Origin of the sequence: Candidatus Phytoplasma luffae, from assembly GCF_018024475.1 — a bacterium.
Taxonomy (GTDB): Bacteria; Bacillota_I; Bacilli_A; order Acholeplasmatales; family Acholeplasmataceae; genus Phytoplasma; species Phytoplasma luffae.
Genome location: NZ_CP054393.1, coordinates 17,200 through 40,662, shown reverse-complemented (window position 1 = coordinate 40,662; position 23,463 = coordinate 17,200). Strand labels below are relative to the sequence as shown.

The 23,463-nt window shown below is 24.1% G+C and carries 23 protein-coding genes and 1 pseudogene; 1 reads left to right on the top strand and 23 read right to left on the bottom strand.

Annotated features, from left to right (window positions below):
• Window positions 1-48 precede the first annotated feature (48 nt).
• The 22 genes and pseudogenes from tmk to hrcA form a co-directional block, all read right to left on the bottom strand.
• Window positions 49-696, bottom strand: a pseudogene (gene tmk, locus LFWB_RS00200) (dTMP kinase); the annotation flags it as partial.
• A gap of 47 nt (window positions 697-743) precedes the next feature.
• Entirely contained in the window at window positions 744-2,102 is a 1,359-nt protein-coding gene (locus tag LFWB_RS00195) for a hypothetical protein (RefSeq protein ID WP_246454243.1), read from the bottom strand.
• A gap of 445 nt (window positions 2,103-2,547) precedes the next feature.
• Window positions 2,548-3,147 carry a hypothetical protein gene (locus tag LFWB_RS00190; protein WP_210954528.1) on the bottom strand — a complete coding sequence of 200 codons (600 nt, stop codon included), beginning with the start codon at window positions 3,145-3,147 and terminating at the stop codon, window positions 2,548-2,550.
• 23 nt (window positions 3,148-3,170) lie between these two features.
• Window positions 3,171-3,641, bottom strand: a complete 471-nt coding sequence (locus tag LFWB_RS00185; protein ID WP_210954529.1) for a Panacea domain-containing protein — start codon at window positions 3,639-3,641, stop codon at window positions 3,171-3,173.
• 35 nt (window positions 3,642-3,676) lie between these two features.
• Entirely contained in the window at window positions 3,677-4,237 is a 561-nt protein-coding gene (locus LFWB_RS00180) for an SVM family protein (protein WP_210954530.1), read from the bottom strand.
• 22 nt (window positions 4,238-4,259) lie between these two features.
• On the bottom strand, window positions 4,260-5,045 hold the full coding sequence (locus LFWB_RS00175; protein WP_210954531.1) for a hypothetical protein: 786 nt from the start codon (window positions 5,043-5,045) through the stop codon (window positions 4,260-4,262).
• A gap of 99 nt (window positions 5,046-5,144) precedes the next feature.
• Window positions 5,145-6,770: a DNA double-strand break repair protein Rad50 gene (locus tag LFWB_RS00170; RefSeq protein ID WP_210954590.1), complete on the bottom strand. Its 1,626-nt coding sequence runs from the start codon at window positions 6,768-6,770 to the stop codon at window positions 5,145-5,147.
• 3 nt (window positions 6,771-6,773) lie between these two features.
• Entirely contained in the window at window positions 6,774-7,970 is a 1,197-nt protein-coding gene (locus tag LFWB_RS00165; RefSeq protein WP_210954909.1) for an AAA family ATPase, read from the bottom strand.
• Window positions 7,971-8,038: 68 nt separating this feature from the next.
• A complete protein-coding gene (locus LFWB_RS00160; RefSeq protein ID WP_210954488.1) occupies window positions 8,039-8,644 on the bottom strand; it encodes a hypothetical protein in 606 nt (201 codons plus the stop codon).
• Window positions 8,644-8,940, bottom strand: coding sequence for a hypothetical protein (locus tag LFWB_RS00155; RefSeq protein WP_210954487.1), 297 nt, complete (start codon window positions 8,938-8,940; stop codon window positions 8,644-8,646). Before LFWB_RS00155 ends, LFWB_RS00160 begins: the two co-directional genes overlap by 1 nt.
• Before the next feature lie 114 nt (window positions 8,941-9,054).
• Window positions 9,055-9,690: a YqaJ viral recombinase family nuclease gene (locus LFWB_RS00150; protein WP_210954501.1), complete on the bottom strand. Its 636-nt coding sequence runs from the start codon at window positions 9,688-9,690 to the stop codon at window positions 9,055-9,057.
• Window positions 9,691-9,915 (bottom strand): hypothetical protein, encoded by a 225-nt coding sequence (locus tag LFWB_RS00145; protein WP_210954908.1) that lies wholly within the window; start codon window positions 9,913-9,915, stop codon window positions 9,691-9,693.
• Window positions 9,908-10,348: a hypothetical protein gene (locus LFWB_RS00140; RefSeq protein ID WP_210954485.1), complete on the bottom strand. Its 441-nt coding sequence runs from the start codon at window positions 10,346-10,348 to the stop codon at window positions 9,908-9,910. The genes LFWB_RS00145 and LFWB_RS00140 overlap by 8 nt, the downstream gene beginning before the upstream one ends.
• Before the next feature lie 12 nt (window positions 10,349-10,360).
• Entirely contained in the window at window positions 10,361-10,651 is a 291-nt protein-coding gene (locus LFWB_RS00135; protein ID WP_210954484.1) for an HU family DNA-binding protein, read from the bottom strand.
• 15 nt (window positions 10,652-10,666) lie between these two features.
• Window positions 10,667-10,990 (bottom strand): single-stranded DNA-binding protein, encoded by a 324-nt coding sequence (locus LFWB_RS00130; protein ID WP_210954483.1) that lies wholly within the window; start codon window positions 10,988-10,990, stop codon window positions 10,667-10,669.
• Between the two features lie 4 nt (window positions 10,991-10,994).
• Entirely contained in the window at window positions 10,995-11,615 is a 621-nt protein-coding gene (locus LFWB_RS00125) for a sigma-70 family RNA polymerase sigma factor (RefSeq protein WP_210954482.1), read from the bottom strand.
• Entirely contained in the window at window positions 11,616-12,014 is a 399-nt protein-coding gene (locus tag LFWB_RS00120; RefSeq protein ID WP_210954717.1) for a hypothetical protein, read from the bottom strand.
• Between the two features lie 1,220 nt (window positions 12,015-13,234).
• Window positions 13,235-14,227 carry a lipoate--protein ligase gene (locus LFWB_RS00115; protein ID WP_210954716.1) on the bottom strand — a complete coding sequence of 331 codons (993 nt, stop codon included), beginning with the start codon at window positions 14,225-14,227 and terminating at the stop codon, window positions 13,235-13,237.
• A gap of 95 nt (window positions 14,228-14,322) precedes the next feature.
• Window positions 14,323-15,432, bottom strand: a complete 1,110-nt coding sequence (gene dnaJ, locus LFWB_RS00110) for a molecular chaperone DnaJ (protein WP_210954715.1) — start codon at window positions 15,430-15,432, stop codon at window positions 14,323-14,325.
• 104 nt (window positions 15,433-15,536) lie between these two features.
• The gene (gene dnaK / locus LFWB_RS00105; RefSeq protein WP_210954714.1) at window positions 15,537-17,405 is read right to left on the bottom strand and encodes a molecular chaperone DnaK; all 1,869 of its coding nucleotides are present in this window, start codon (window positions 17,403-17,405) and stop codon (window positions 15,537-15,539) included.
• Window positions 17,389-18,135, bottom strand: coding sequence for a nucleotide exchange factor GrpE (locus tag LFWB_RS00100; RefSeq protein ID WP_246454222.1), 747 nt, complete (start codon window positions 18,133-18,135; stop codon window positions 17,389-17,391). The genes dnaK and LFWB_RS00100 overlap by 17 nt, the downstream gene beginning before the upstream one ends.
• 32 nt (window positions 18,136-18,167) lie before the next feature.
• On the bottom strand, window positions 18,168-19,193 hold the full coding sequence (gene hrcA / locus LFWB_RS00095; protein WP_210954713.1) for a heat-inducible transcriptional repressor HrcA: 1,026 nt from the start codon (window positions 19,191-19,193) through the stop codon (window positions 18,168-18,170).
• Between the two features lie 222 nt (window positions 19,194-19,415).
• On the opposite strand from hrcA, the gene LFWB_RS00090 reads away from it, so the two are divergent.
• Window positions 19,416-22,229 carry a S1 family peptidase gene (locus LFWB_RS00090; RefSeq protein ID WP_210954712.1) on the top strand — a complete coding sequence of 938 codons (2,814 nt, stop codon included), beginning with the start codon at window positions 19,416-19,418 and terminating at the stop codon, window positions 22,227-22,229.
• A gap of 220 nt (window positions 22,230-22,449) precedes the next feature.
• Here LFWB_RS00090 and LFWB_RS00085 read toward each other — a convergent pair whose 3' ends face one another.
• Window positions 22,450-23,175, bottom strand: coding sequence for an ATP-binding cassette domain-containing protein (locus LFWB_RS00085; RefSeq protein WP_210954711.1), 726 nt, complete (start codon window positions 23,173-23,175; stop codon window positions 22,450-22,452).
• Between the last annotated feature and the right edge of the window lie 288 nt (window positions 23,176-23,463).

Here is a 23,463-nt window from a genome sequence, read left to right as displayed (position 1 = left end):
AATAGATATATAAATTACCGTTTTGACATTTTTTCTTTATGATTTTTTTCATTTTATATCTCTTATTAATTTCATAATTTTAGTAACATTTGATTGAAGGGAATCAATACCATTTAGAATTAATTGTTTATTGTTTTGATAATGAGTTAAATAATGATAATAACCTTTATGGACAGTTTGGTGATAAGTTAAGGATTTTTGTTCGATAATATCTAATTGATGGTTTTTTTGGGTTTGTTTTCTTTCTTTACCAATAAGAGGATTAATATCTAGATAAATTAATAAATGAGGTTTAATAAATAATTTTTTATGAGTGATATCAAAAATTTCTTTTAAATCGAAACAAGATTTTGTTTGTTTAAGATAAGGAAATAATTGGTAGGCATATGTTGATGGTAACCAACGGTCTAAGATTATGAGTTGATTTTGTTTTAAATGAGGATAGATGAGTTCTTTTTGGATTTGAGCCATATTAGTGATGCTAAGATAAAAACGAGTAATGTAATCAACTTGGTTATAATTTAAAAATAAATTTCTTATTTCTGTTCCAATAGAACTACTTCCTAAACCTTGATAAATTTTATTATTTATTTTTTGTTTTTTTAGTTTTTGTTGTAATTCTTGAATTAAAGTTGTTTTGCCGCTACCATCTAGTCCTTCAAAAACTATAAGTTTCATTTTTTTCTCCTTTAATTGGGTTTTAGATAATAAAAAAAGACTCTACAAGAGAGTCTTTTAAATTGTTATTTAAAGCTTAATTCAATTCTTTTGGGTGGGGGAGTGGTGTTATAAAAATTATAAAAAATATTAGAATTACCAACACAATTATGACCATTAACAATCCAATCATCAGAGAAAAAACCTGGGACATATTGATACCAACATGTATTTCCGTTTTCATCATAAATAATTCTCGATGTTTTTCCAAATTTATTTCTTATTTCTTGAGCTGAATAAGAACATCCATATTGAATGTAACATTGCTTTAACCAATTTATATAAGCATTACGATATTGTTCGGCGAGTTTAATTTGGAGTGTATCATTACAAACTACAAAATAAATACAATCATCAGTTTCTAAACATTGGAATATTTTTTTAATTTGAAAAGGAATATCTATTTTTTTATAAGAAGGAGAAGTTATTTCAATATCCCAATTTCGCTTTTCTGTTTCTTCTTTATATTCACTTTCTTTTATTAAAGGAGGGAAAGTATAAAGGTTGTTTTCTCTTTTCCAATCTCGGATAGTTTGATAAGGGTCTAAAGAGTCAGGGAGTTCAATAATTTTTTTTCTTTTTTGAACATTAAGGAAGAAAAGATAGATGTTTTTGGCACCATTTGAGAGTTTTGTTAAGTCTTCGATAGTATATGATTGAGATTTAATAATATCTTCTTTTATTTGATTGATGCTTTCATTAATTTCATTAATGCTTTCTTGATAGACAGTTTTGAAATGTGTATCTTCACATGAATTTTGTTTTATTATAACTTCTTGTAGAAATTCTTGTTTCCATTCTAATCGGTTTCTTAGAGATTGTATATTTCGATTTTCAGATAATAACCTTATGCCGTCATCAAAATAAATGGCATCAATTTCAAATTCAAATAAAAATTTTCCAAAAGGTAAAGGCAATACTAATCCAGTATGAGGTGTTGCGTTATAACAACCTAGTTTAATTAGTTTTGGTTCTTTAATGATGTTGTTTTTGATTAAATAATTATTAATTGCTTCTTCTTTGTTTTGGTCAGCAAACATTTCAATTATTATTAATTCTATATTTACATTTTCTTCTTGAGGTTTTTGTTTTGTATCCCAAAAGACAAAGGCTTCTTCGATGGCTATTCCGTAATCAAGGAGTTCTTCTAAGGTGAATTCATCATCTTCATCAGGATATTTGATATTAAAAGGGTTATGTCTTGGTTTGAAATAAGCCCCAATTAAACCTGAAGGAGGGTTTTTGAGTTTAGCGTCGAAGAAAGTGTAATCATAAGGATTGTAGGAGGGAGTTGAAATATCATAAAGATAAGCTTTGATATTAAAATATTTTAAGATATCAGGGATGCTTTCTTTAGATAAAACAGGAATGTCATATCTTTTCATTTTGGGTTGGGTCGCTAACCATTCTTGTTGAAGGGTTTGGTAGTCAGATAGTTTTATTTTTGATTTAGATTGATGATGAAAATAAGGATGAGCGGAGATAGAAGGACAACAAATCAAAAATAATAATAAATAAATAATGATGAAATATTTAGATAAAAGGAATTTTGATTGATTTTGACATAATTGTTTACCTCCTTTTTTTTGTGATTTGGGTATAAAAAAATACCCCTCAACTAGAGGGGTGGTTATAAATTAGGTTTAAAAATGATCCGTTTTAATTTATGCCAAAATTGTAAAAATTAAAAATACGTATTTACAAGGTTTTTTGAAGGTCACTTAGAGGCTAAATTGGATTTAAGGGTGTATAAATCAATCCCTAAGGTTTAAAAAATTAATTGTAATTTAATCACAGCGAGAGGAGCAAAATAATGCGTTTTAGAGGAATTTATTTTTGAATTTTAGAATATTTCTCATCATAAAAAAAATTATAAACCCCAATATGAATATAAAAATCTATTTCAGGGAATTGTTTTACTCTTGTTTTTATAATCCAATCACTATTTTTATATTTTATTTGTTTATTATGAAAATTATTATTATTGCTTTGTTTTTTAATAATTTTTTCAATTTCTTCTAAAATTTGATTAGGTTTAAATTCTCGTTTTAAAACAAAAAAAATTAATGAAATTTTGTTATCTTTTTCTGTTGTATTATAAATTAGTTGTTTATATTTTTTTTCAATTTTATAACCACAATCTTTTTCTTTTAAAGTAGCACATTCTGCTATGTACTTTTTTTCATTTTTAAAAGGTATTATAATATCTGTTTTGCCATGATTATTGTTAGCTTCACAATTAACGAAATTTTCGAACGAAGAAGGATAACTGTTTAATTGTACAAAAATATTATCTCTATAAATAGCTTCAGTGTCTTGTGGATTAGAATTGTTATTTTTTCTTAAGTTTTTAGTTCTAGAAATACTAACACAAACACTATGAATTGTTTTGATAATTTCTTCAAAATTATCTTTATTTAAATTTTTCAAACAGCAATTTACCCCTTACACAATTAAATTATATTATCTTTAAAAAATTTTTCTAATAATTGGTGAGTAATGATGTTATTTTGCCATTTTTTACGAGGATTATAAGCCTCTTTCCATGGAACTTCTTCATGAGTTTTAACACTTAATTCTCTGGCACTGAAAGAAGAATATTTATTAATTACTTTTTCAATAATTTCTTTAGCTTCTGTAGTTAATTCGTTTTTACTAGCACCTTTACAAACATAATCATTAGGAATTGGATTATCAACAAAATTGAAAAATTCACTGTAAATATTTAAAATAACAGGACCAAACAACCATGCTTCAATTTTTTCTGGAAAAAGTGTTTTTCCTGTTTGGGCTATATAATGACCTTGAATGTAATATAATAATTTATTAATTTTCATATTGGAAATTTTATATTTATTAGTATCCGTTTGGCTAATTAAATAATTAGCAATATCAAAAACATTAATTTGATTATTATTTTTCATTTTTTAAACCTACTTTCTAATTTTTTTTATTTCTTTTATCGTCTTCGATTGTTATTTGGTGGATTTGGATTATTTTGTAATTGTTGAATTATAATATTTATTTGTCTTCGGTTTTGGTCCATTCTTATTTGAATATTTCTTAGCACGTTAATTTGTTCTGTTGAAGCATAAATGGGTATATTATTAATAGCTGTATTCATTTCTTGTATTAATGATAAATGTTCTCTTTCAAGTTGAATTTTTGTTATATTGCGTTCAAAATTTATCATAAATTGATGCTGATTATTGAGTTGTCTTTGTTGATGAGTTATTATTTGTTGGTGTATTTGTTCGCTTTGATTTAACAAAGTATTAATTTCAACTTCTGAATTATGATTTCTAAGAGCATTAATAATTTGTTGAATTGTTCTTTCTTGTATAGATAATAAATTTTGAAAAATCCTATACTCATCTATATTATTATCGCCATTTGAATTATTTTGGGATGGATTATTATTCATACCCATAACCTGTTTGTTATCAACAATAAATAATAATCCTAAACAAATGATAAAAAATAGACTAAACAAAGATAATTGTTTTTCTAATTTAATCATTATTAACGACTCCTTTTATTTTTTATCCCTCAGTCGAGGTGATTGTGTAGATGGAGTTGAGGGAAGATTCAGCTGTTTTTTTATCTTGTTCGATATCCCTATTTAAACTTTTAATTGAATCTTGTTTTAAGTCTTCCATATGTCGGATTTGTTCGGAGTACAAACTGTATTTACTTTCTAGTCCTTCGATTTCAGATTTGATTTCTGAGATTTGTTTGGTTATATTACCTTCTTGGGTTCGCAGTTCTTCTAATGCAGGTCTTTGAGTTTCATCCCACAATTGAAAAACTGATTTTTCTTTTTCTTTTTTTTCACTTGCAACTATTTTTAATTGTTGTTCTAATGATGTTAATTGTTTTTTTAGTTCTTCGATTTGAGAAATTAGGGGTTGGCGTTGGGATTCTAAGTTGTTTATTTTTGTTTGGTATTCGTCAATCCAAGGCTGACGACAATCTTTACAAAATTTTAAATTATTAATTAGTTTTTGTTTTATTTTTTCAATCTCTGTTTTTTCTTCTTCAGAAAGGTCATTTGGTAGTAAGGTATTGTCATCGGATTCTGAGAAAACATAAGTTTTAATTTGGTCGAAACGAGCAGCAGTGGTTTTAATTTTCGGTTGGGGTGTTTCTTCCGTAGAACGTTTTATTTTTGAAGGGATTTGTTGGGGTTTGTTCTCTAAAGGAGATAAATAATTTTTTTCGTTTTGATAATCATTAAATCCTTGATAAAAACCAATTATAATCGCTATTCCAAAAAGAGATGTGATAATAATAGTTACTAAATGTTTTTGAAAAAAATTATTATTCATAAATTTCATTTCCTTTCTGATAATAGTGATTATTATCAAATATTGAAATATGAATATATCACTATTATATAATTTTATGAATAAAATGTTTAAGGAAAATTATTTTTTATTTGGTATCATAACCATTTCAGGGATTTTACCAACTCGTCTAGCTTGAAGGCGTTGTTGGGCGCGGGCATAGTTGGGATTTCTTTGTCTAAAATATTCATCTTCAATTATGGCTTTTTCATCTTGAACTTTTTCTAAATCTAAGGTTAAATTGTATTCATTTTTGTTTAATTCGTTTATTCCTATTATTTTTTTTCGTTGTTGGATTAATTCATCGGTAATTTTTTTATATTCGATGATCCAAGATTTGAATTCATCTTTATTATTTTTAATTAATTTTTCAGAATTTTGTAATTCTTGACCTAATTTATCTTGTTCTATGCGATTATTATATTCTTCTAGCTTTTTTTCGTAATCTTTGTAGTCGGCGTCAAGTTTGGCTAAATCACGGTCGATGTCTTGAGTATACATTTTTAAAGCTTCTTCGGTAATCATTGGTGGATGTTCTTTGTTTTCTTGCGCGACTTCATTATATAAATGCCACAAACGGTGGCCTTCGTGAAGAACTAAAGTAGCTTTTGACATACCTTGAGCGAACTTACGTGTAAAAGTAACTGCTTTGCCCATAATTTTCATACCATATTTAGCGGGGATTAAGTCAGTTACTTTATCAAAAGCTTTGAATCCCCATTTTACTATGTTTCCAGCTGATGCTTCATGTTCTTTTTCATAGGTTTGCATGCGGTTATGCATTTCGCGATATTTTATTTTTAGGGATGTATATAAATCTTTTTCTAATTTGATTTCTTCAAGTTTTTTGGTGATTTGATAAATGTTGGTTTTGATTTCGGATTGTATTTTTTCTTTGGATTTAATGCTATTAAAAAAAGACTTTTCATCATTATTTAATGTATCGTATCTTTTTTCTAAATCTTGTTTTAAGTCTTCCATATGTCGGATTTGTTCGGAGTACAAACTGTATTTACTTTCTAGTCCTTCGATTTCAGATTTGATTTCTGAGATTTGTTTGATTATATTACCTTCTTGGGTTCGCAGTTCTTCTAATCTTTTTCGCAATTTTTGCATTTCAACGTTGTCAGTAGTATTTTTTATTTGTTCTTCCGTTGCTTTAATATTTCTTTCATTATCTTCTTTATCTTTTTCTAACTGAGTTAGCTTGCCTTTTAAGATAGTGATGTTACCTGTTGTGTTTTTTAATTGTTCTTTTATTTCTTTAATTTTTGTTTCATTTTGTTCTAACAATTCATGGATTTGTTCTTTTTGTTTTTGGGAGGATTCTTGGGCATTGTAAAGTTCTTTTAATTCATCTTCACATTTTTTTAATTCACTTTCCCAATTAGTTTTTAATCCTTTGTAATTATTTATTGTATTTTCGTATTTATCGATGGCTTTGTCGATTTTATTGACTAATTGCCCTGCATATTTAGATGATGGTTCTGTTTTATGAAAGAAACATAAATAAATGAAACTTAAAATACCAATTATAATTAAAAAATAAGTTAAATAGCCTTTCCATGATGTTGTTGATTGTTGAGTGGGTGAAAGTTTTCTTTTAAAGAAAACAAATAGACCAAAGATGGTAGTGGCTATTAAAAAACAGGTGAAATAAGATTTAAATGATAAAAATCCTTTGATTAAGTCAAATGGTGTTAACATATATTATTCATCTCCTTTTTGGTTTTTTTCTATTTGGTCTAATATATTTATATTAGGAGAAATTATCATTTTATATGCTTGTTTTAAATCTTCTTTGTTGATTTCATTTCTTCTAGTTTCACCTTGACCTCTGTTTTTCGCAAAGATTGTTACTGTTGTTTTTAAGAGGTTTTCCAAAGTACGATTGGCTTGTTTGAATTGATGGTTTGGCGGTAATATTTCTAAAGCTTCGTTAATGACTTCATATAAGTATTGTTTGGCTTCTTCACTATAAGGGTTTTTACGTTTGTTGATTAAAAATTCTAGGAATTGTTTTCTTTCTTCTTTGTTGCCTGGTTTGACTTCGATATTGTAAGTGAATCTTGATTTGATGGCATCATCGATTTGGTTAATGTGGTTTGTAGCTCCAATGATGAAAATAGGTTTTTCAGGGTTGTTTTTAAAAGATGTCAATTCAGTTTTGAATTGATTCACAACATTGGCAATTTCTGAATCAGTTTCTAAAGTGCTTAAATCAGTAAAGATAGTTTCGCATTCATCTAAAAAGATGATTGCGCCATTGTTTTGGGCTGCTTCTTCGCGAGCTGTCATAAATAAATCTTTGACTAATTGAGGGGCGATACCTTTGTATTTTTGTGAGAATAAAGAGCTGCTTACTTCAAAGAAGGGTAAATTAGTTTCTTTGGCTAAGGATCTTGCGAGAGTGGTTTTTCCTGTTCCAGGGGCTCCATACATTAAAATACCTAGAGGAGATTCGATTTCTCCAATATTTTGGTAGTTTTCTTTGTTGTTGAGATAATCAATAAATCCATCTAATGCTTGTTTTTCTTCTTTGAAACCGATTAGTTGGTTGAATCCTGGGAATTTATTGTTGTTAGAAGGTTTAAATAATAATTCTTCTTGGTTATCGTTCGGGATTATTGTTTTTTCTTGTAATTCTGATGAAGAAAAAGTTTGAATTTTTTCTGGTGATGAATTATTTTTAGTTATTTGGTCTTCTAAATATTTTTTAGTTTCTTGGTTAGTTTTGTTTTGGGTTTCTAATCTTTTATGATGATTTAGGATTTGGGTTTGATTTTCGATTAAAGCTTGATGGTGGATCCAAACTTGAATTCCTAAAAATAAAATGATAGATGTTATAATGATTATTATTAAATTAGTTGGATTTAAATTTTTATTTTGATTTTTTTTAATATTCATTTTCATATTAATACCTTTCTGAAAAATAAAAAAAGACTAATACAAATTTTGTTTAGTCTTTTAATATTTTATTTTGCTAATTGAGCAATTTTGTTTTCGATAGTTTGATTTCCGCCTTCGAAAGATTTACCTTGGGAATCGACTAATTCGTAATCACAAATTAATTCTAATTGAGGGTTTTTGGAATTGATGATTTCTTTTTGTTCGATGCTAATTTGAATTTTAATAATTCCAATACCTTTGTCGTTTAATATCATTTGGGGACGTTTTGTGTCGTCATAATCATTGTTATTAACTTTGAGGCTTATGTTTAAATATTTTTCTGGGTTGTTAAAGGATTGGTTAGTGTTATATTGGGTTGATAATTTTAAATATAAGGGTATTGAAATATCTATTCCATTTGAGTTAAGGATTGCTTCGTGTTCGATAGTAATTAAGTGATTGTATTTTTTTTGGCTTAAGTTAGGAATTGAAATCGGCAAAAGTATTTGATTTTCGTTGTTGCCACCCGTTCGTTCAACAGTGAAAATAGGAAAATCATTTATTAAATTTATTTTTTCTTTTCTTTGTTTGTTAAAGTAATCGTTTAAAGCATAAATTGAGATAATTGAGAAAAATAGAACAATTACAAATGTTATGATAATTAATATTTTATTTTTATTTTGTGTTTTCATTATTTGTTTCCTCCTGAAAAAATTGTTTTAATTAAATCGATAAAATTATTGATTCCTGTTGTTAACCAAGGGATTTGGTTTTGGTAATAAATAACGTTGACATGTAAAATAAAATATAAAATGATAGTTAAATAAGTAATTATTTTTAATAAATTTAGTTTATTGATATTAGGAGTTGGGGGTGAAATGTGATGATTGAGTTTTTTTGTTTCTGGGATTGATATTTTTTGATTTGGGTTTTGGGTTTTGGTTAATTTTTTATTTGGTTTTTTAGTGATAATTATTTTTTTTGACATGTTTTTTCTCCTTTGTATTAATTATTTATTTCTTTGTTACTTTCTAAATTGTTTTTTTCTTAATAATTATTTTTGGTTTTTTTGGATTTTCATTTTTAGTTTCCTTTCTTTTTTTTATATTTTAAATTTACTTAATTTTTTTAAATAAGTTGTCTGTTGTAATTCTTGTTTATTGAGTTTTAATAATTCTAAATACTTTTTGCCGTCTGCAATCATTTGGTTAATAAAATTATTATCTTGATAAACCCTAACAACATGATAATTAGTGTCATTAAAATAAACAAAGAAATAAGCGAATTTAGATTGAGAACAATATAATTGACATTGAACTTGCGCCCAGTAATTAGAAGGGATTTTTTTATGTGAAAAGAAACCATTCCAAGTAGAGGAGATGTTGTTATTTTCATCTACATAAGGACATTTAATTTCTAATAAAGTGTTGGTTTGTTCGTTATAACCGTCAAGACTTGCAGAAAACATATCTAAAGTATCATCAGTAAAGATGGTATCAGGGAATTTTAGATTAGTTATTTTTTCAAAAAAAGTTCTCGCTAGGGGTTCGGTTTTGTTGCCGTGTTCGGTGAATTTATTGCTTGTAAATGTTGTTCCAAATATTTTGTCATGTATTAATTGTTCTAAACTTCTAAATTTGTCATTTCCTGTAATACTTCCTATTTCAGAGGCATTGATATATTTTTTGCGATGATTATACCACTCAGAAGTTCGTTGGTTTAAATTATTAATTTTCATTTAATTATTTTCACTTTCTAAATTATTTTTTTCTTTTGAATTGTTATTTGGGTTTGGAATAATTGAAGATGATTTATTGGGTTTGTTATCTTTTTTAGTTTCATCTGTTTTATTAATTTCTGGTAATGGAAAAAAATTAAAAAAGATTTTTTTGATAATAAACATTAAAGCAGTTGCGAATAGGGCGCCAACGATAAATCCAATGGCGAAATTAAGTTCATTCATTTTCATTTTCCTTTCCGTGAGGTTTGTTGTTGTTTTTTAATTTTAGTATTTTTTTTCTTGCTTTTTTCTCTTGCCAATGAGCAACTTTTACTTTTTGCACTTCTAATTGGGATTGGAGTTTTTCTTGGTTTTCATTTATTTTATCTAGTTTTTTTAATAACTGTTTTTCTAAATATTCTTGTTTGGCGTTTTGGATTTCTAAATTTTGGAGTTTTTTGTTGGGGAAAAAGAGGCCTAAAATCAAATCTTTGACGAAAATCAAAATATTTGCAATTAATTTAAAAATAGGTTTGAAACCAGAGACAATAAGAATAGTGAAAATCGTTGTTTGGATTCCGTCTATTCTTCGTTCAAGGATTTCGGTAGTGCTAAATCCTTTAGAGTAATTTAAGATAAAATTGCTAATTGTTGCAAATAATGAAAAAATAAACATAATTTATTCTCCTTATTTTAATTTAAGGTTTTTGACTTCATCTTTAATAGTTTTAGAAAGTTTAAAATTTACCACAGTTTTTGTAGGGATTTTGAGTTTTTTACCTGTTTGGGGGTTTCTTCCCACGCGGGCTTTTCTTGATTTTAAGATGAATTTGCCAATTGAAGGTGATAATACCACTTCTTCGTTGGATGTGATTGCTTTGATTAAAGCATTTTCGAACGAGTTGTAAAAATCTTGGGTTTGAGTAACCGAAGTTTTATGCATTACTGCGATAGTTTTGATTAATTCTTTTTTTGTCATTTTAGTGACTCCTTTTTAATTTTGGGTTGGGGGGTTATTATCTAAAAAGATAACATTGTTTAAAATAACTTTAGTATTGGTTTTGTTTTGGTTTTCGTTATTAGTGTATTTTTGAATAGATAATGTTCCTTCTATATATATTTTTGAACCTTTGTGTAAATATTTACTCATGTTTTCTGCTTGATTACGAAAGGCAACACAGTGGATGAATTGAACTTTATCTTTATTGTTGATAGCTAAGTTGAAATCAATTTTTGTGATTTGTTCATTATTAATATGAATGTATTGTGATTCTAGGGCGTTAGTGATGCGGCCGATTAATTGAACTTTATTTAACATTTTTTTATTTCTCCATTGGTTTTTTAGGTTTTAATTTTAGAATAGCTATTTTTTTGATGTTGATTATTGTTTGAAGTTTTAAATTTATTTTTAGCGCGATCTCTTGGTTGGTATGAGGTCGTTGATAAGTTTCGTTGATGTTGTCTAAAGTGATACCAAAACTTAAACAAATAATATTAAATCCTGTTTTACTTAATTTCTTTTTTAGTTTTTTTAACAAACATTCGTGATTTGTTTGTTTTAACCATAATTGATGAGGATTGGGGTTGCTGATTTTATAAGGTTGATATTTTTCTTCTTGAAAACTAATATTGTTTGGTTTAGTAGATTTTTGTGGGATTGAAGGAGAATAACTTTTTCTTATTAGTTCATTGATTTCAGATTTAATTGTTGGTTTTGCATAGGCGATAAAGTCATAACCTAAATCTTGGTAATTACTTAGGGCTTTCGTTAATCCTAAAACTCCTTCTTGATATAAATCTTGTTTTTGGAGCAATTTAGGATAATATTTAAATTTACCAACAATTTTATTTATTAATGGCAAATGAAGATCAATTAATTGATCTCTTATTTCTAAATTCTTTTTATTTTTTAAAAAATCTTTAAATAATTTTTTTCTTAACATTTAATCCCTTTCTAAAAACGTTTTTAGAAAAGATATGAAAATTAATTTTATTCTTAGAGAATAAAAAAAGACTAACTTAATAGTTAGCCTTAAAGAAATTTTAAAAAACAAAAAGTGTCTAAAGTTTTGGAACACCTCATTTTGTCCTACTAAATGTTTATTTTGGCGAATCTTTGTACCTTTAAATTCTTCTGAAATGTCGTAATAAACTGAATATGGTGAAGAAGTGTTGTTGGAAGGATTTTTAAGAAAACGAAAAGAAGATGATTTATCAGGAGGATAAGAAGACATTCTAGAAGGAATCATTGTTTTTGGCCGATTATAATACTTTATATTCAAAAAATCATCAACAAAATGTATACTCTTAATATTTTTTTCATCTTGATCAAAAACATCCAAATCATGATGATAATCGCTTTCTATATATAATTTCGCTAATTTATTATTAGGGGTTATTTCTATCTAAGAATTTTCATCTTGATAAGATATTTTATAATTACCATTAGTTAATTTTTTCTTTCTTTTTCTTGTAAAGGAGGTTTAGGTGTTCCATCTGGATTTTCTCTATTTGATTGTATTATACTTTCGGCTATTTCAATAGAAGATTCTTTATTAACTTTCCTATCAGAATATTTGTAAATAAAATTAATAGCGATAACAAAAATACAAAAACCTACGCCTATAATGGATAAATATTTTTTGAGATTAGAGTTTTTTGGTTAGAAAAATAATACATATTGATATTTCTTTTCCTTTATTATTGTTAAATTATAATTTTAAAATTATCAAGGCTTAAAACCGTTTTATAGTTAATTTAAAATTAGATTTTTTTAAAAAATCAATCTTATTTGTTTTTATTATAACATGTAGAAATAAAAAAAATAAAAAACCAATAAGTTCAGTCCTTTTTTTAAGAGGGTGTTTTTAATATATTTCATATTTTGTATAAATATTTAATTAAAAAATAATTAATGTTTTTTTATAAATTAGAATTTAAATAATTATTTTTTTCAAAATAATTATTTAAAAAAGTGTTCGGTTTTAAATATTTATTGTATTTTATTTCTCTGTAGTTATTGTAATAATTAATATAGAGTTTGATAATGATTCTTGTTTCTTTTTCTGTCAGTTCTTTTATGTTTTCAAATCTAAAAGTTTCTAATTTTTGAATGCTCTTGTAATTAAAAAAATTTATTAAGTTTTCGATTGTAATTTGTTATTGTTTCTTTTTTAATTAAAATAATATTGAAATTGTTAACGTCTTCTAAATATTGAATAATTTTTTTAAAATCAAAAATAAAATCTTCTAAACATTTTTTTAAATATCTTTTTTTGTTTAAAAATTTAATTTAAGATTTAATTATAAAACAAACCAAATCTTATTTAATTTAAGATTTGGTTTGTTTAATTTTTATAACTAATAATACGAAATTAATAGTTTGTTTTAAAAAGTTTAATTTTGATTTCTATACTTTTTGGGTCCGAACTAGGAGGAAACTGCTGCTGCTAATCCAAGAGAAGTGCCACTTTATAGACTAAATTAATTTAGATTATTTATATTTTTTATATTTAATTGAGAAAAAAATAAAAAAAATATAAATAAAAAAATTTATTTATATTTATAAATCTAAAATTCCTGTTTCTAATAAATCAAAAAAATCTTTGTTATTAGAGTTTAAAATATAATCACTAATATCTATTTTTTTTGAAATTTCTCTTAAACTTCTTTGAGTATAAGGAATATTTTCGAACTGAGCTAAAAATTCTAATGAATTATCTTTTTTATGAAAAAAATCACCTTTTAAAAACATTTTTTCAATCTTACCTTTTGAAAGAGATAATAAAATTTCTAAACAACCCCAATCAAAATGTTTTTTTAATTTTTTATTATATTGAGGATGTTCTCCGAGAATCCATTCTGAAGAAGAATATTTTTTAGATAATTCTTCTATTTCGTTAGTTTCTTGATTGTTTAAAATATATTGTTTATTAGTTAAATAATTATTTAAATAAGCGCTTAATTCTGCTTTTGTCATACCTTTTAAATGTTGTTGTAAATTGACAATTCTAGAAGAAACACTTTGAATACCTTTTGAAATTAATTTTTCTTGATCTGGGGTGATACATCTTACCATAGTGTCAACGTTACAATTATAGAGTATCGTTCCATGAATAATAATACCATTTTTATTTTGTAAAAAGGCATTCCCAGAAACCTTTTTATCCCCTAAAAGGATATCATTTCTAGCACTCAAACATAAATTAATCCCTATTTTTTCAAAAGCTTCTACAATTTTAGATAAATATTTTTTAAAATTAAAATTTTTATCTTGTTTTTTAACAATAATACTAAAAATTAAAGTGCCTGAATCATTATAAACGCAACCGCCACCTGTTGGTCTTCTAAAAACATCAATTTTGTTTTTACGAACAAAATCTAAATTAATTTCATTTTCTATAATTTGATTTTTACCAATAACTATACCTTCAATAACCCATTGAAAAAAAAATATCTCATCTTTTTTTAAAAGATTATTTAAAATATATTCTTCGAGAGCAAAATAAAAATAAGGTTTTAAATCATTTCTTTTATCATATTTAACTAAAATCATTATTTTATTATTAAAAAAATCTTTCTTTTGGGTTTTAAAAAAAATAATAAACAAGTTATATATTAAATTATGATATATTTAAAATTAAATAATAATTAAAAAAACCAAGATTTATCTTTTTTAATATTTTGTTTTGAAGAATCAATTTCTTTAATTTGTTCGATAAGTTTTTTTTCATGACTAGTTAATTTAGTAGGAATTGTAACTTTAACAGTAATATAATGATCACCTTTACGATAAGAAGAATTTAAATAAGGAATACCTTTATTTTTTAATTTAAATTGAGTATGTGATTGTGTTCCTGATGGTATTTTTAAATAAACTTCTCCATAAATAGTATCGACAACAAAAGTATTACCTAAAATAGCATCATAATAATTAATAAAAAAAGTTGAAAGAATATTTTGATCTTCTCTTATAAAGGTTTTATGTGATCTTACTGAGATATTAATCAATAAATCGCTATTTTTAGCACCTAAATGTCCAATATTACCTTGATTAGGAACTTTTAAAGTCATACCATCTTCTACACCTGCTGGTATAGAAATCTCTAATTCTTTTTCATTAAAAACTCTTTTAGAACCTTTACAACGAGAACATTTTTTATTAATTTTTTGACCTTGACCTCGGCAATAAGGGCACATTTGTTGAGTAGTAATATTATTAAACAAAAATTTTTGATTTACTTTAATATATCCTAAACCATTACAATGAGAACAATTTTCAACATCTTGTGGATTTTCAGCGCCTATACCATGACATTGCGAACAATCTTCTTTAATTTGAAATTTAATTATTTTTTTAACCCCTAAACAAGCTTCTAAAAATTCAATTTCAATTCTTATCGTTGTATCTTCTGCATAATTTTGTCTTTGACGTGTTTGACTTTGTCTTTGATTACCAAAAAAATTTTCAAAAATATCTCCAAAATCAAATCCATCACTAAAATCTTGAAAACCGCTGCCTCCACCAAAATTATTATAATTATCCTGATGCCCGAAACGATCATAATTACTTCTTTTTTGGCTATCATTTAAAATTTGATAAGCTTCTTGAACTTCTTTAAATTTTTCTGAAGCATTTGCTTCTTTAGACACATCCGGATGATATTTTTTGACAAGTTTACGATAAGCTTGTTTTATTTCATCTTGGCTAGCATTTCGAGAAATTCCTAAAATTTCATAATAATCTCTTTTAACGTCCACGTAATACAACTCCTATAAATTTTAGATAATTAAATTAGATTAATAAAATTAAACCAAAAAAAGAAATAAATCTTTTTTTGGTTTATCTTTTTTTATTAAAGAAATTATTTTTTTTCTTTAATTTCTGCATCTACTGTTTCTGATTCAGAAGATTGTTTTTTTTGTTCTTTATCATCATTAGATTGTTGATTTTTATTTTTTTCTTGTTCTTTTTGATAAACTCTTATAGCGATGGCTTGAGCTTCTTTTTGTAAAACACTTATTTTGTCTTTTATAACTTGAACATCATCTTGTTTCATAGCTTCTTCTAAATTTTTAATTTGTTCTTCTATTTTTTCTTTTTCTTCTGGTTTAATTTCATCTTTTAAAGAATCTAAAGATTTTTTTGTTTGAAAAATCAAATTATCAGCTTCATTTAAAGTATCAATTTTATCTCTTTTGATTTTATCAGCTTCAGCATTTTCTTCAGCTTCTTTAATCATTTTTTGAATTTCTTCTTCTGTTAAAGAACCTTGACCAGAAATAGTAATTTGTTGTTCTTTATTAGTACCTAAATCTTTAGCTTTTACCGAAACAATACCATTTACATCGATATCAAAAGTAACTTCTATTTGTGGCACTCCTCTTGGAGCAGCAGGGATATTATCTAAACTAAAACGACCTAAAGTTTTATTTTCTCTCGCTAAAGGTCTTTCTCCTTGTAAAACATGAATAATAACTGAAGGTTGATTATCTTCTGCAGTAGAAAAAACTTGTTTAGCAGTTGTTGGAATTGTTGTATTTCTTTCAATTATTTTAGTAAACACATTTCCTAAAGTTTCTATCCCTAAAGAAAGTGGAGTAACATCTAAAAGAACGATATCTTTAACATCTCCTGTTAAAACGCCGCCTTGAATAGCAGCACCCATAGCAACTACTTCATCAGGATTAATACTTTTATTCAAAGTATCTTTATTTAATTCTTTTTGTACTAATTCTTGAATAGCAGGAATTCTAGTTGAACCACCTACTAAAAGAACTTGATGAATTTGTTGAGGTGTCATATTAGCATCTTTTAAAGCACGTTTTAAAGGAATTAAACAACGTTCGACTAAATCTTGAGTTAATTCATTAAATTTATTTCTTGTTAAATTATATTCAAAATGAATAGGTTTTTGAACTGAATTTCCGCCTTCTTTAGTTTGAACCATTGTTAAGAATGGTAAAGAAATTTGAGAAAATGTAGCGTTACTTAATTCTTTTTTAGCGTTTTCAGCGACACTTTTCAATCTTTGCATTACAGATTTATCTTTGCTTAAATCAACTAAATGTTCTTTTTTAATTTCTTTAAGTAAGAATTCGATAATCTTATTATCAAAATCATCTCCACCTAATAAATTATCACCTGCAGTAGATAAAACATCAAAATTTCCTTCTGCTAAATTCAAAATAGAAACGTCAAATGTTCCGCCGCCTAAATCAAAAACTAAAATATTTTGTTCTGTATTTTTTTTATCAAAACCATAAGCTAAAGCAGCAGCTGTTGGTTCATTAATAATTCTTTTAACTTCTAAACCTGCAATTTTGCCTGCATCTTTAGTAGCTTGTCTTTGAGCATCGTTAAAATAAGCAGGCACAGTAATAATCGCGTTACTTACTTCAGCTCCTAAATAATCTTCAGCTTGTTTTTTTAAATTTCTTAAAATCATCGCGCTGATTTCTTGAGGAGTATATTTTTTACCTTTAACATCAACCTTATAATTTTTGTCACCCATATATCTTTTAATAGATACTATTGTATCTAAATTAGTTAACATTTGTCTTTTAGCAACTTCACCTACTAAAATCTCTTCGTTACGAAAAGCTACAATAGAAGGAGTAGTTCTTCCACCTTCCGAATTAATAATAACTTTTGCTTCTTTACCTTCTAAAACAGAAACACAAGAATTAGTAGTTCCTAAATCAATACCAATAATTTTATTTGTTTTCTTCATTTTTATCACTCCATTCATTAACTTTAACCATAGCTGGTTTTATAACTAAATCTTTATAAATAAAACCTTTTTGCACAACATCTAAATTAACTCCGTTAGGTTCGTTTTTATTTGAAGTTTTTTCTATAGCATGATGTTGTTTAGGATTAAATTGTTCATTTAAAGCCTTAATTTCTTGAACACCTTCTTTTTTTAAAACATCTTTTATCTGTTGATTGATCATTTTAAAACCTGATAAAAAATTCTTTAATAAAGGTTCTTCATAAGACATTTGTAAAGCTTGTTCTAATTGTTCTAAAGGAACTAAAAGATTAGTAATAAACTCTACAGATGAATATTTTAAAAAATTATCATTTTCTTTTTTTATTCTTTTTTTAAAATTTTCTAAATCTGCTTGATGTTTTAATTTATCATTTTGTAATTTTTGTTGTGCTAAAACTAATTCTTCTTTTAATTTATTAAATTCTTTTTCTAATTTCGAAATATTTGTTTGTAAAACTTCTTTTTCTATTTCTTCCACAGAAGGAGAACATGTATCACATGTTTGCTTTTTATTCACATTTTGAGAAAAAGAAGTTTTACATTCTTTATCACAAGATTGTATACAATCTTTTTGAGAACATTTTTCTTTTTGAGGGCATTTTTTTGAACAATTTTGAGTAAAACATTCTTTGGAATTCATTTCTTCTGAATTATTTTTGTTTTGATCTTTATTTTTTTTATCTAACATAAATACTCCTTTTTTTTAAAAAATAAAAATTTTTATTTTTTTTCATATAAATGAGATATATGAGCTGATAAATATTCTAAAATAGGGATAAGCTCTTGATATTTCATTATATTAAAATTTAAAACAGCTAGAAAACCTTTTTCATTTTCATTAATATTATAAGGAATAGATAAAAGGATAAATTTTTGATAAGGCATTAAACTAATTTGATTAGCCAACTTACAAATAACTTCAGGCGGATTGCAAAAAAAATTAATCAATTTCTTTTTGTCTAACGCTTCATAAAAATCTTTTATAACGATATCCGTTTTATGTTCATACGAATCTAAAAAATTAGATAAACCATAAATAGAAACATTACTCAATAAAAACTTATAAAAAGAATCTAAAAAAAATTTAATAAATTTTTCTTTATATTCGATATATTTTGAAATTTTTGTTATAAAAATATCACTTTGGATAATATCTAAAACTTCATATAAATATTTATCAACTAAAAAATCATTAAAAATAACAACAACTTTTTCTAAATTCTCTAAAACTAATTCTTTCCCTTCTTCAAAAAAAATATTTTTATATTGTAAATTACCTTTATCAGTTACCGTTAAAATAACTATTTGTCGAGAATTAATAAAAATTAAATCAATTTTTTTTATTTTACTTGTTTGTAAAATATTAGGTCTTATATTTATAATTACATTATTAGTTAATTCAGAAACCAATTTTAAAATCTCTTTAATTATTTTTTCTTTATTTAAATTATTTTTGTGACTGATTTGTTCAAATAAAGAAAAAATTTCAATAGTTTCTTGTTTCCTAGTAATTAAATTATTAAAATAAAAAATATACCCTTTTAAAGAAGGAATTCTTCCGCTAGATGTATGAGTTTTTTCTAAATAACCTTTTTTTTCTAATTGATTCATATCATAACGAAGAGTAGCACTAGAAAAATTTAAATAAGGTATTTTAGATAACAATTCAGAACCTATCGGTTTTTCATATTTTAAATAATTTTCCACTACAGCTTTCAGAATTAATCTATTACGATTAGAAAGCAATTTAACACCTCTAGTTTTTATTATTTATTTATTCTAGCACTCATTAGTTATGACTGCTAATATTATTTTATTATTTTTTTAATTAAATGTCAATAGAAAAACAAAAAATTATAAAAAAATACATATTTCAAATTAAATTAATATATCATTATAATAGTTAATATTGCTGAAATTTATATTAATATCGGATTTAAAATTTTTATAGAAATGAAATAAAAAAAATTGAAAATAAAAAATATTAATTTCTTATTCAAAAATAAAATCACAAATTTAATTTTGTTTTATATTTTTTTATTTTTTTTACTTTTTTATTATATATGTTTATTCCAAATAAATAAAAAACAAATTTTAAAAAATGATTTTCCTAAAAATAAAAATACAATTGAAAAAAACGCAATAATAAAAGACAAAGCTAAAATTATTGAAAAAATACAAAAAGAAATCAAACAAATATTTAATAACGAAAAAAAAGAAAAACCATGTTTTGATATAAATCCTTATTATTTTGAAAAAGGAGAAACAGTATATGCTTTTAATTTAGATGTTCCTACCGATACACAATCTTTCCAAGAAGGAATTATAAGTGAATCATATAACATTGATAATATAAATAAATTACCAATTTCTATTAAAGGAGAAAATAATAAAATTTTTTTTAATCAAAAAGGAAAATTTATAGGTATTTCACTGCCGGAAAAAAACACCAATGAAGACATTAATTATATAATAACCTCTAATTCACTATTTTATTTTGTTAAATGTAAAAACCACAAAATAGATAATAGTGTTTCAAACGAAGAACCATATTATTTTTGGATCCGAACAGAAGATTCTCCTGAACAAAAAAATAAAATTTTATTGAATGAAAAAGGATTATTTACAGGATTTAACCAAAAAAATATACAACAAAATCAGATACAAAATGTGATATATAATCAAATAAAAGAAATAATTGAATATCATCTTTGTTTGGATTATAAAAGACAACTTCAACAAAAAATTAAACAAAAAATACCAAAAACAAATCACCGAAACAACGATCAAATAGAAAAAATTAAAGACATAGATAAAATAACTTTCGCAATAAAAATAGAAAATAATAAAGATGATTCTATAATTCTAGGTTCTGGTTTTATATTCGAACAAAACCCAATAAATATTAATAATAACGAATACAAATATTATTTTGTAACCAATCGTCACGTCATTGATAACAAAAAAAACAATTATGATGATAAAAACACTTATATAACAATTTATAATAAATTTTTAGAAAAAATAAATAATGTAAAAATAATAGGAACATTAGATAATGATGATATATACGACGATATAGCTATTTTAACTTTTACAAAAAAATTTGAAAACAACAATAAACCAACAGAAATAACAGAAATTTTAAAAAAAGCTTTTCCTGAAAAACAAATAGACATCCATCAAGGTGAAGTTATTTATAGTATGGGTTCGCAAAGAACTAAAACATCAGAAAAATTTCCAGAAACAACTTCAGAAAGAGTTTATAATAAATTTAATTTGTTAAAAAAAGGGAATATTATATCTTACCATGATAAAGAAATTAATTTTGATATCACTATTGATTCAGGTAATAGCGGCGGCCCTGTATTTAATGAAGAAGGTGAAATAATAGGTATAAATAAAAGTACTATTAAATCTGAAAATAGTTTTTACGATAAAATTTCTCAATGTATCAATATCAAACATATTAAAAAAACATTAAATAAAATTTTTGAAATTTTAAATAATAATAATAATAATAAAATTAATCCTTTTTTAACAGAATTAAATAAATATGATCCTTTTTTAGAACAAGAATTAAATTCTTTTCCACCTTTTTCAACAAATTCTCCATCTAATAATGAATATATAAATGATATAAATATATCTATATCAAAATTCATAAATTATTTGAATTGGCAACCTAACCAAAAAATAAAATCCAAAATTATAAAATCAAATATCCCTGAAATAATATTTAATATGGATTTAATTATATTTTTTCAAGAAAAAGATATAACTTTTTCTATTGATCCTACCGAAGAACAAATAGAAATACATTTAAATAATAAAAAGAAAGAAATTATTTTTACAAAATACTCACAAAATAATCAAAAAGGAGAAATTATTAAAAAATATAATATAAAAGATATAAACGATTTTGATTTTTTTTCTTTAAAAATAATTGAAAATCCAAATAAAAATAATATAATTACTGATAAAAAAACCAATTTATATAAATTAAATAAAATAAAAAACTCTTTAATAGTTTGGGAAACGAATCACAAAAAAAATAGTAAAAACGGAAATGGAATTATTTTTCACAAACAAAAAATTTCAGAAAAAAAATATTTATATTTTGTTATATCAACTTTTAATATTGATAAAAATAATTTAGAACATTTAACAGAACCTATAAAAAATATATTTGAAAACAAAATCAAAATAAATACTTATTTTAATGAATATCATAAAAAAGAAAAAGGAGAAATAAAAAGTTTTTTATTTGATAAAAATGATTTAGTTCTGATCACTTTCGAATCTGAACACAACTATGATGTGATTAAACACAGACCTATAGAAGATTTAAATTTAGGAGAAGAAATATTTTTTTTAATTAATGACGATAATGATGATTATATTCCTCAAATGTTTAAAAGTGCTATCGGAAACAAACAAGAAAATCATATTCTTTGTGATTCTGTTTTTAATTTAAAAAACAAAAATAAAAAAATAAATAAATATAAATTTATTTTTTTCTATTTTGATTCGGAAGGTAATTTAATAGGAATGAATAATAATTCTGAAAGCTCTAATAATATTCCTGAATATTTTAACAAAGTTTTTTCTTTAGAAAAAAGCACTATTGAAAAATTAATTTTAAATAGCCAAATTAAAAAATTTTTAAATATTGGTTTTTCTATATTTTTTATCAATAGTATTTTTTTTATTTTTATCACATCTAAGAATTATAAAAAAAATTATAAATTATTTCGAAAAAATTATCATATATTAAATTAAATTTTTTTAAAAAAATATATATAAAAAAAATGATTTTCTCAAAAAAATAAGAAAAATCATATGGTGTTCAATTCAATTAATTAAAATTTTATTAAAAAACTGTTTTTTATAGACAGTTTTTTAATATATTAAAATTTTTTTAAAAAAATTTAAATAATTAGATTTAATAAAATTATTAAAATATAAAGAAATTTAATTTATTTAACAAAAAAAAAATATTTTAATCAATAATTTCTGATTTTTTATTTTTATTTATAAAAATATCTTGATAAGAATTAAATTCAAAATTATAACTAGGCTTTAAATCAATAACTCTTTCTATAGTACCTTTATTTAAAACAGCTACTAAATCACATAAAGTCTTTATTACTGTAGAATCATGAGAAATAATAACAATAGTTGTTTTTAATTTTTTATTTATTTCATAAAATAATTTTAAAATATTTTTACTAGTTTGTTCATTTAAAGATGAAGTGGGTTCATCACAAAAAATAATTTTAGGTTCATAAACTAAAGTTCTAGCGATAGCTACTCTTTGTTTTTGACCTCCTGAAAGTTGTCTAGGGTAAAATTTAATAAAGTCAGATAACCCTACAAAACGAAGAACTTCTAATACTTTATTTTGAATTTTTTCTTTTTCCCAATTTCTAATTTTTAAAGGTAAAGAAACATTATCAAAAATATTTAAATTATACAAAAGATTAAAACTTTGCCAAATGGTGCCGCTTTCTTGAATTTTAAATTTTTTTTCAATAATTGTATTTTCTTTTTTATCTGGTTTAACCAAACCATTCATAATTTGTAATAAAGTGGTTTTGCCAGAACCAGTAGCTCCTACTAAACCAAAAATTTTATATTGAGGTATTTCTAAATTAACTTTATTTAAAATGGGAATAGGTTTTTTATTTATAAAAAAAGTTTTATATAAATTAGTGATTTTCAACATTATTTTTCAAAGAAGCCTTTCTCATTTAGATAAAAATTTAATTTATCCTTGTAAAGAAATACTAAATTGTAACAAAAAAATAATTAAGATTATTATAATATAAAAAATTTGAAAAATCTTATAAATATTAATTTTAAAAAATACCTACTAAAATTATAAAACAAAAGATATTTTTTTTTATCAATAAATTATCGTTATATTTCTTTTATTTATAAATTTAAAATTTTAAATTTATAAATAAAAGAAATAAATTAATAAAAAACCAAATTCTTTTTTTAAATAAGAATT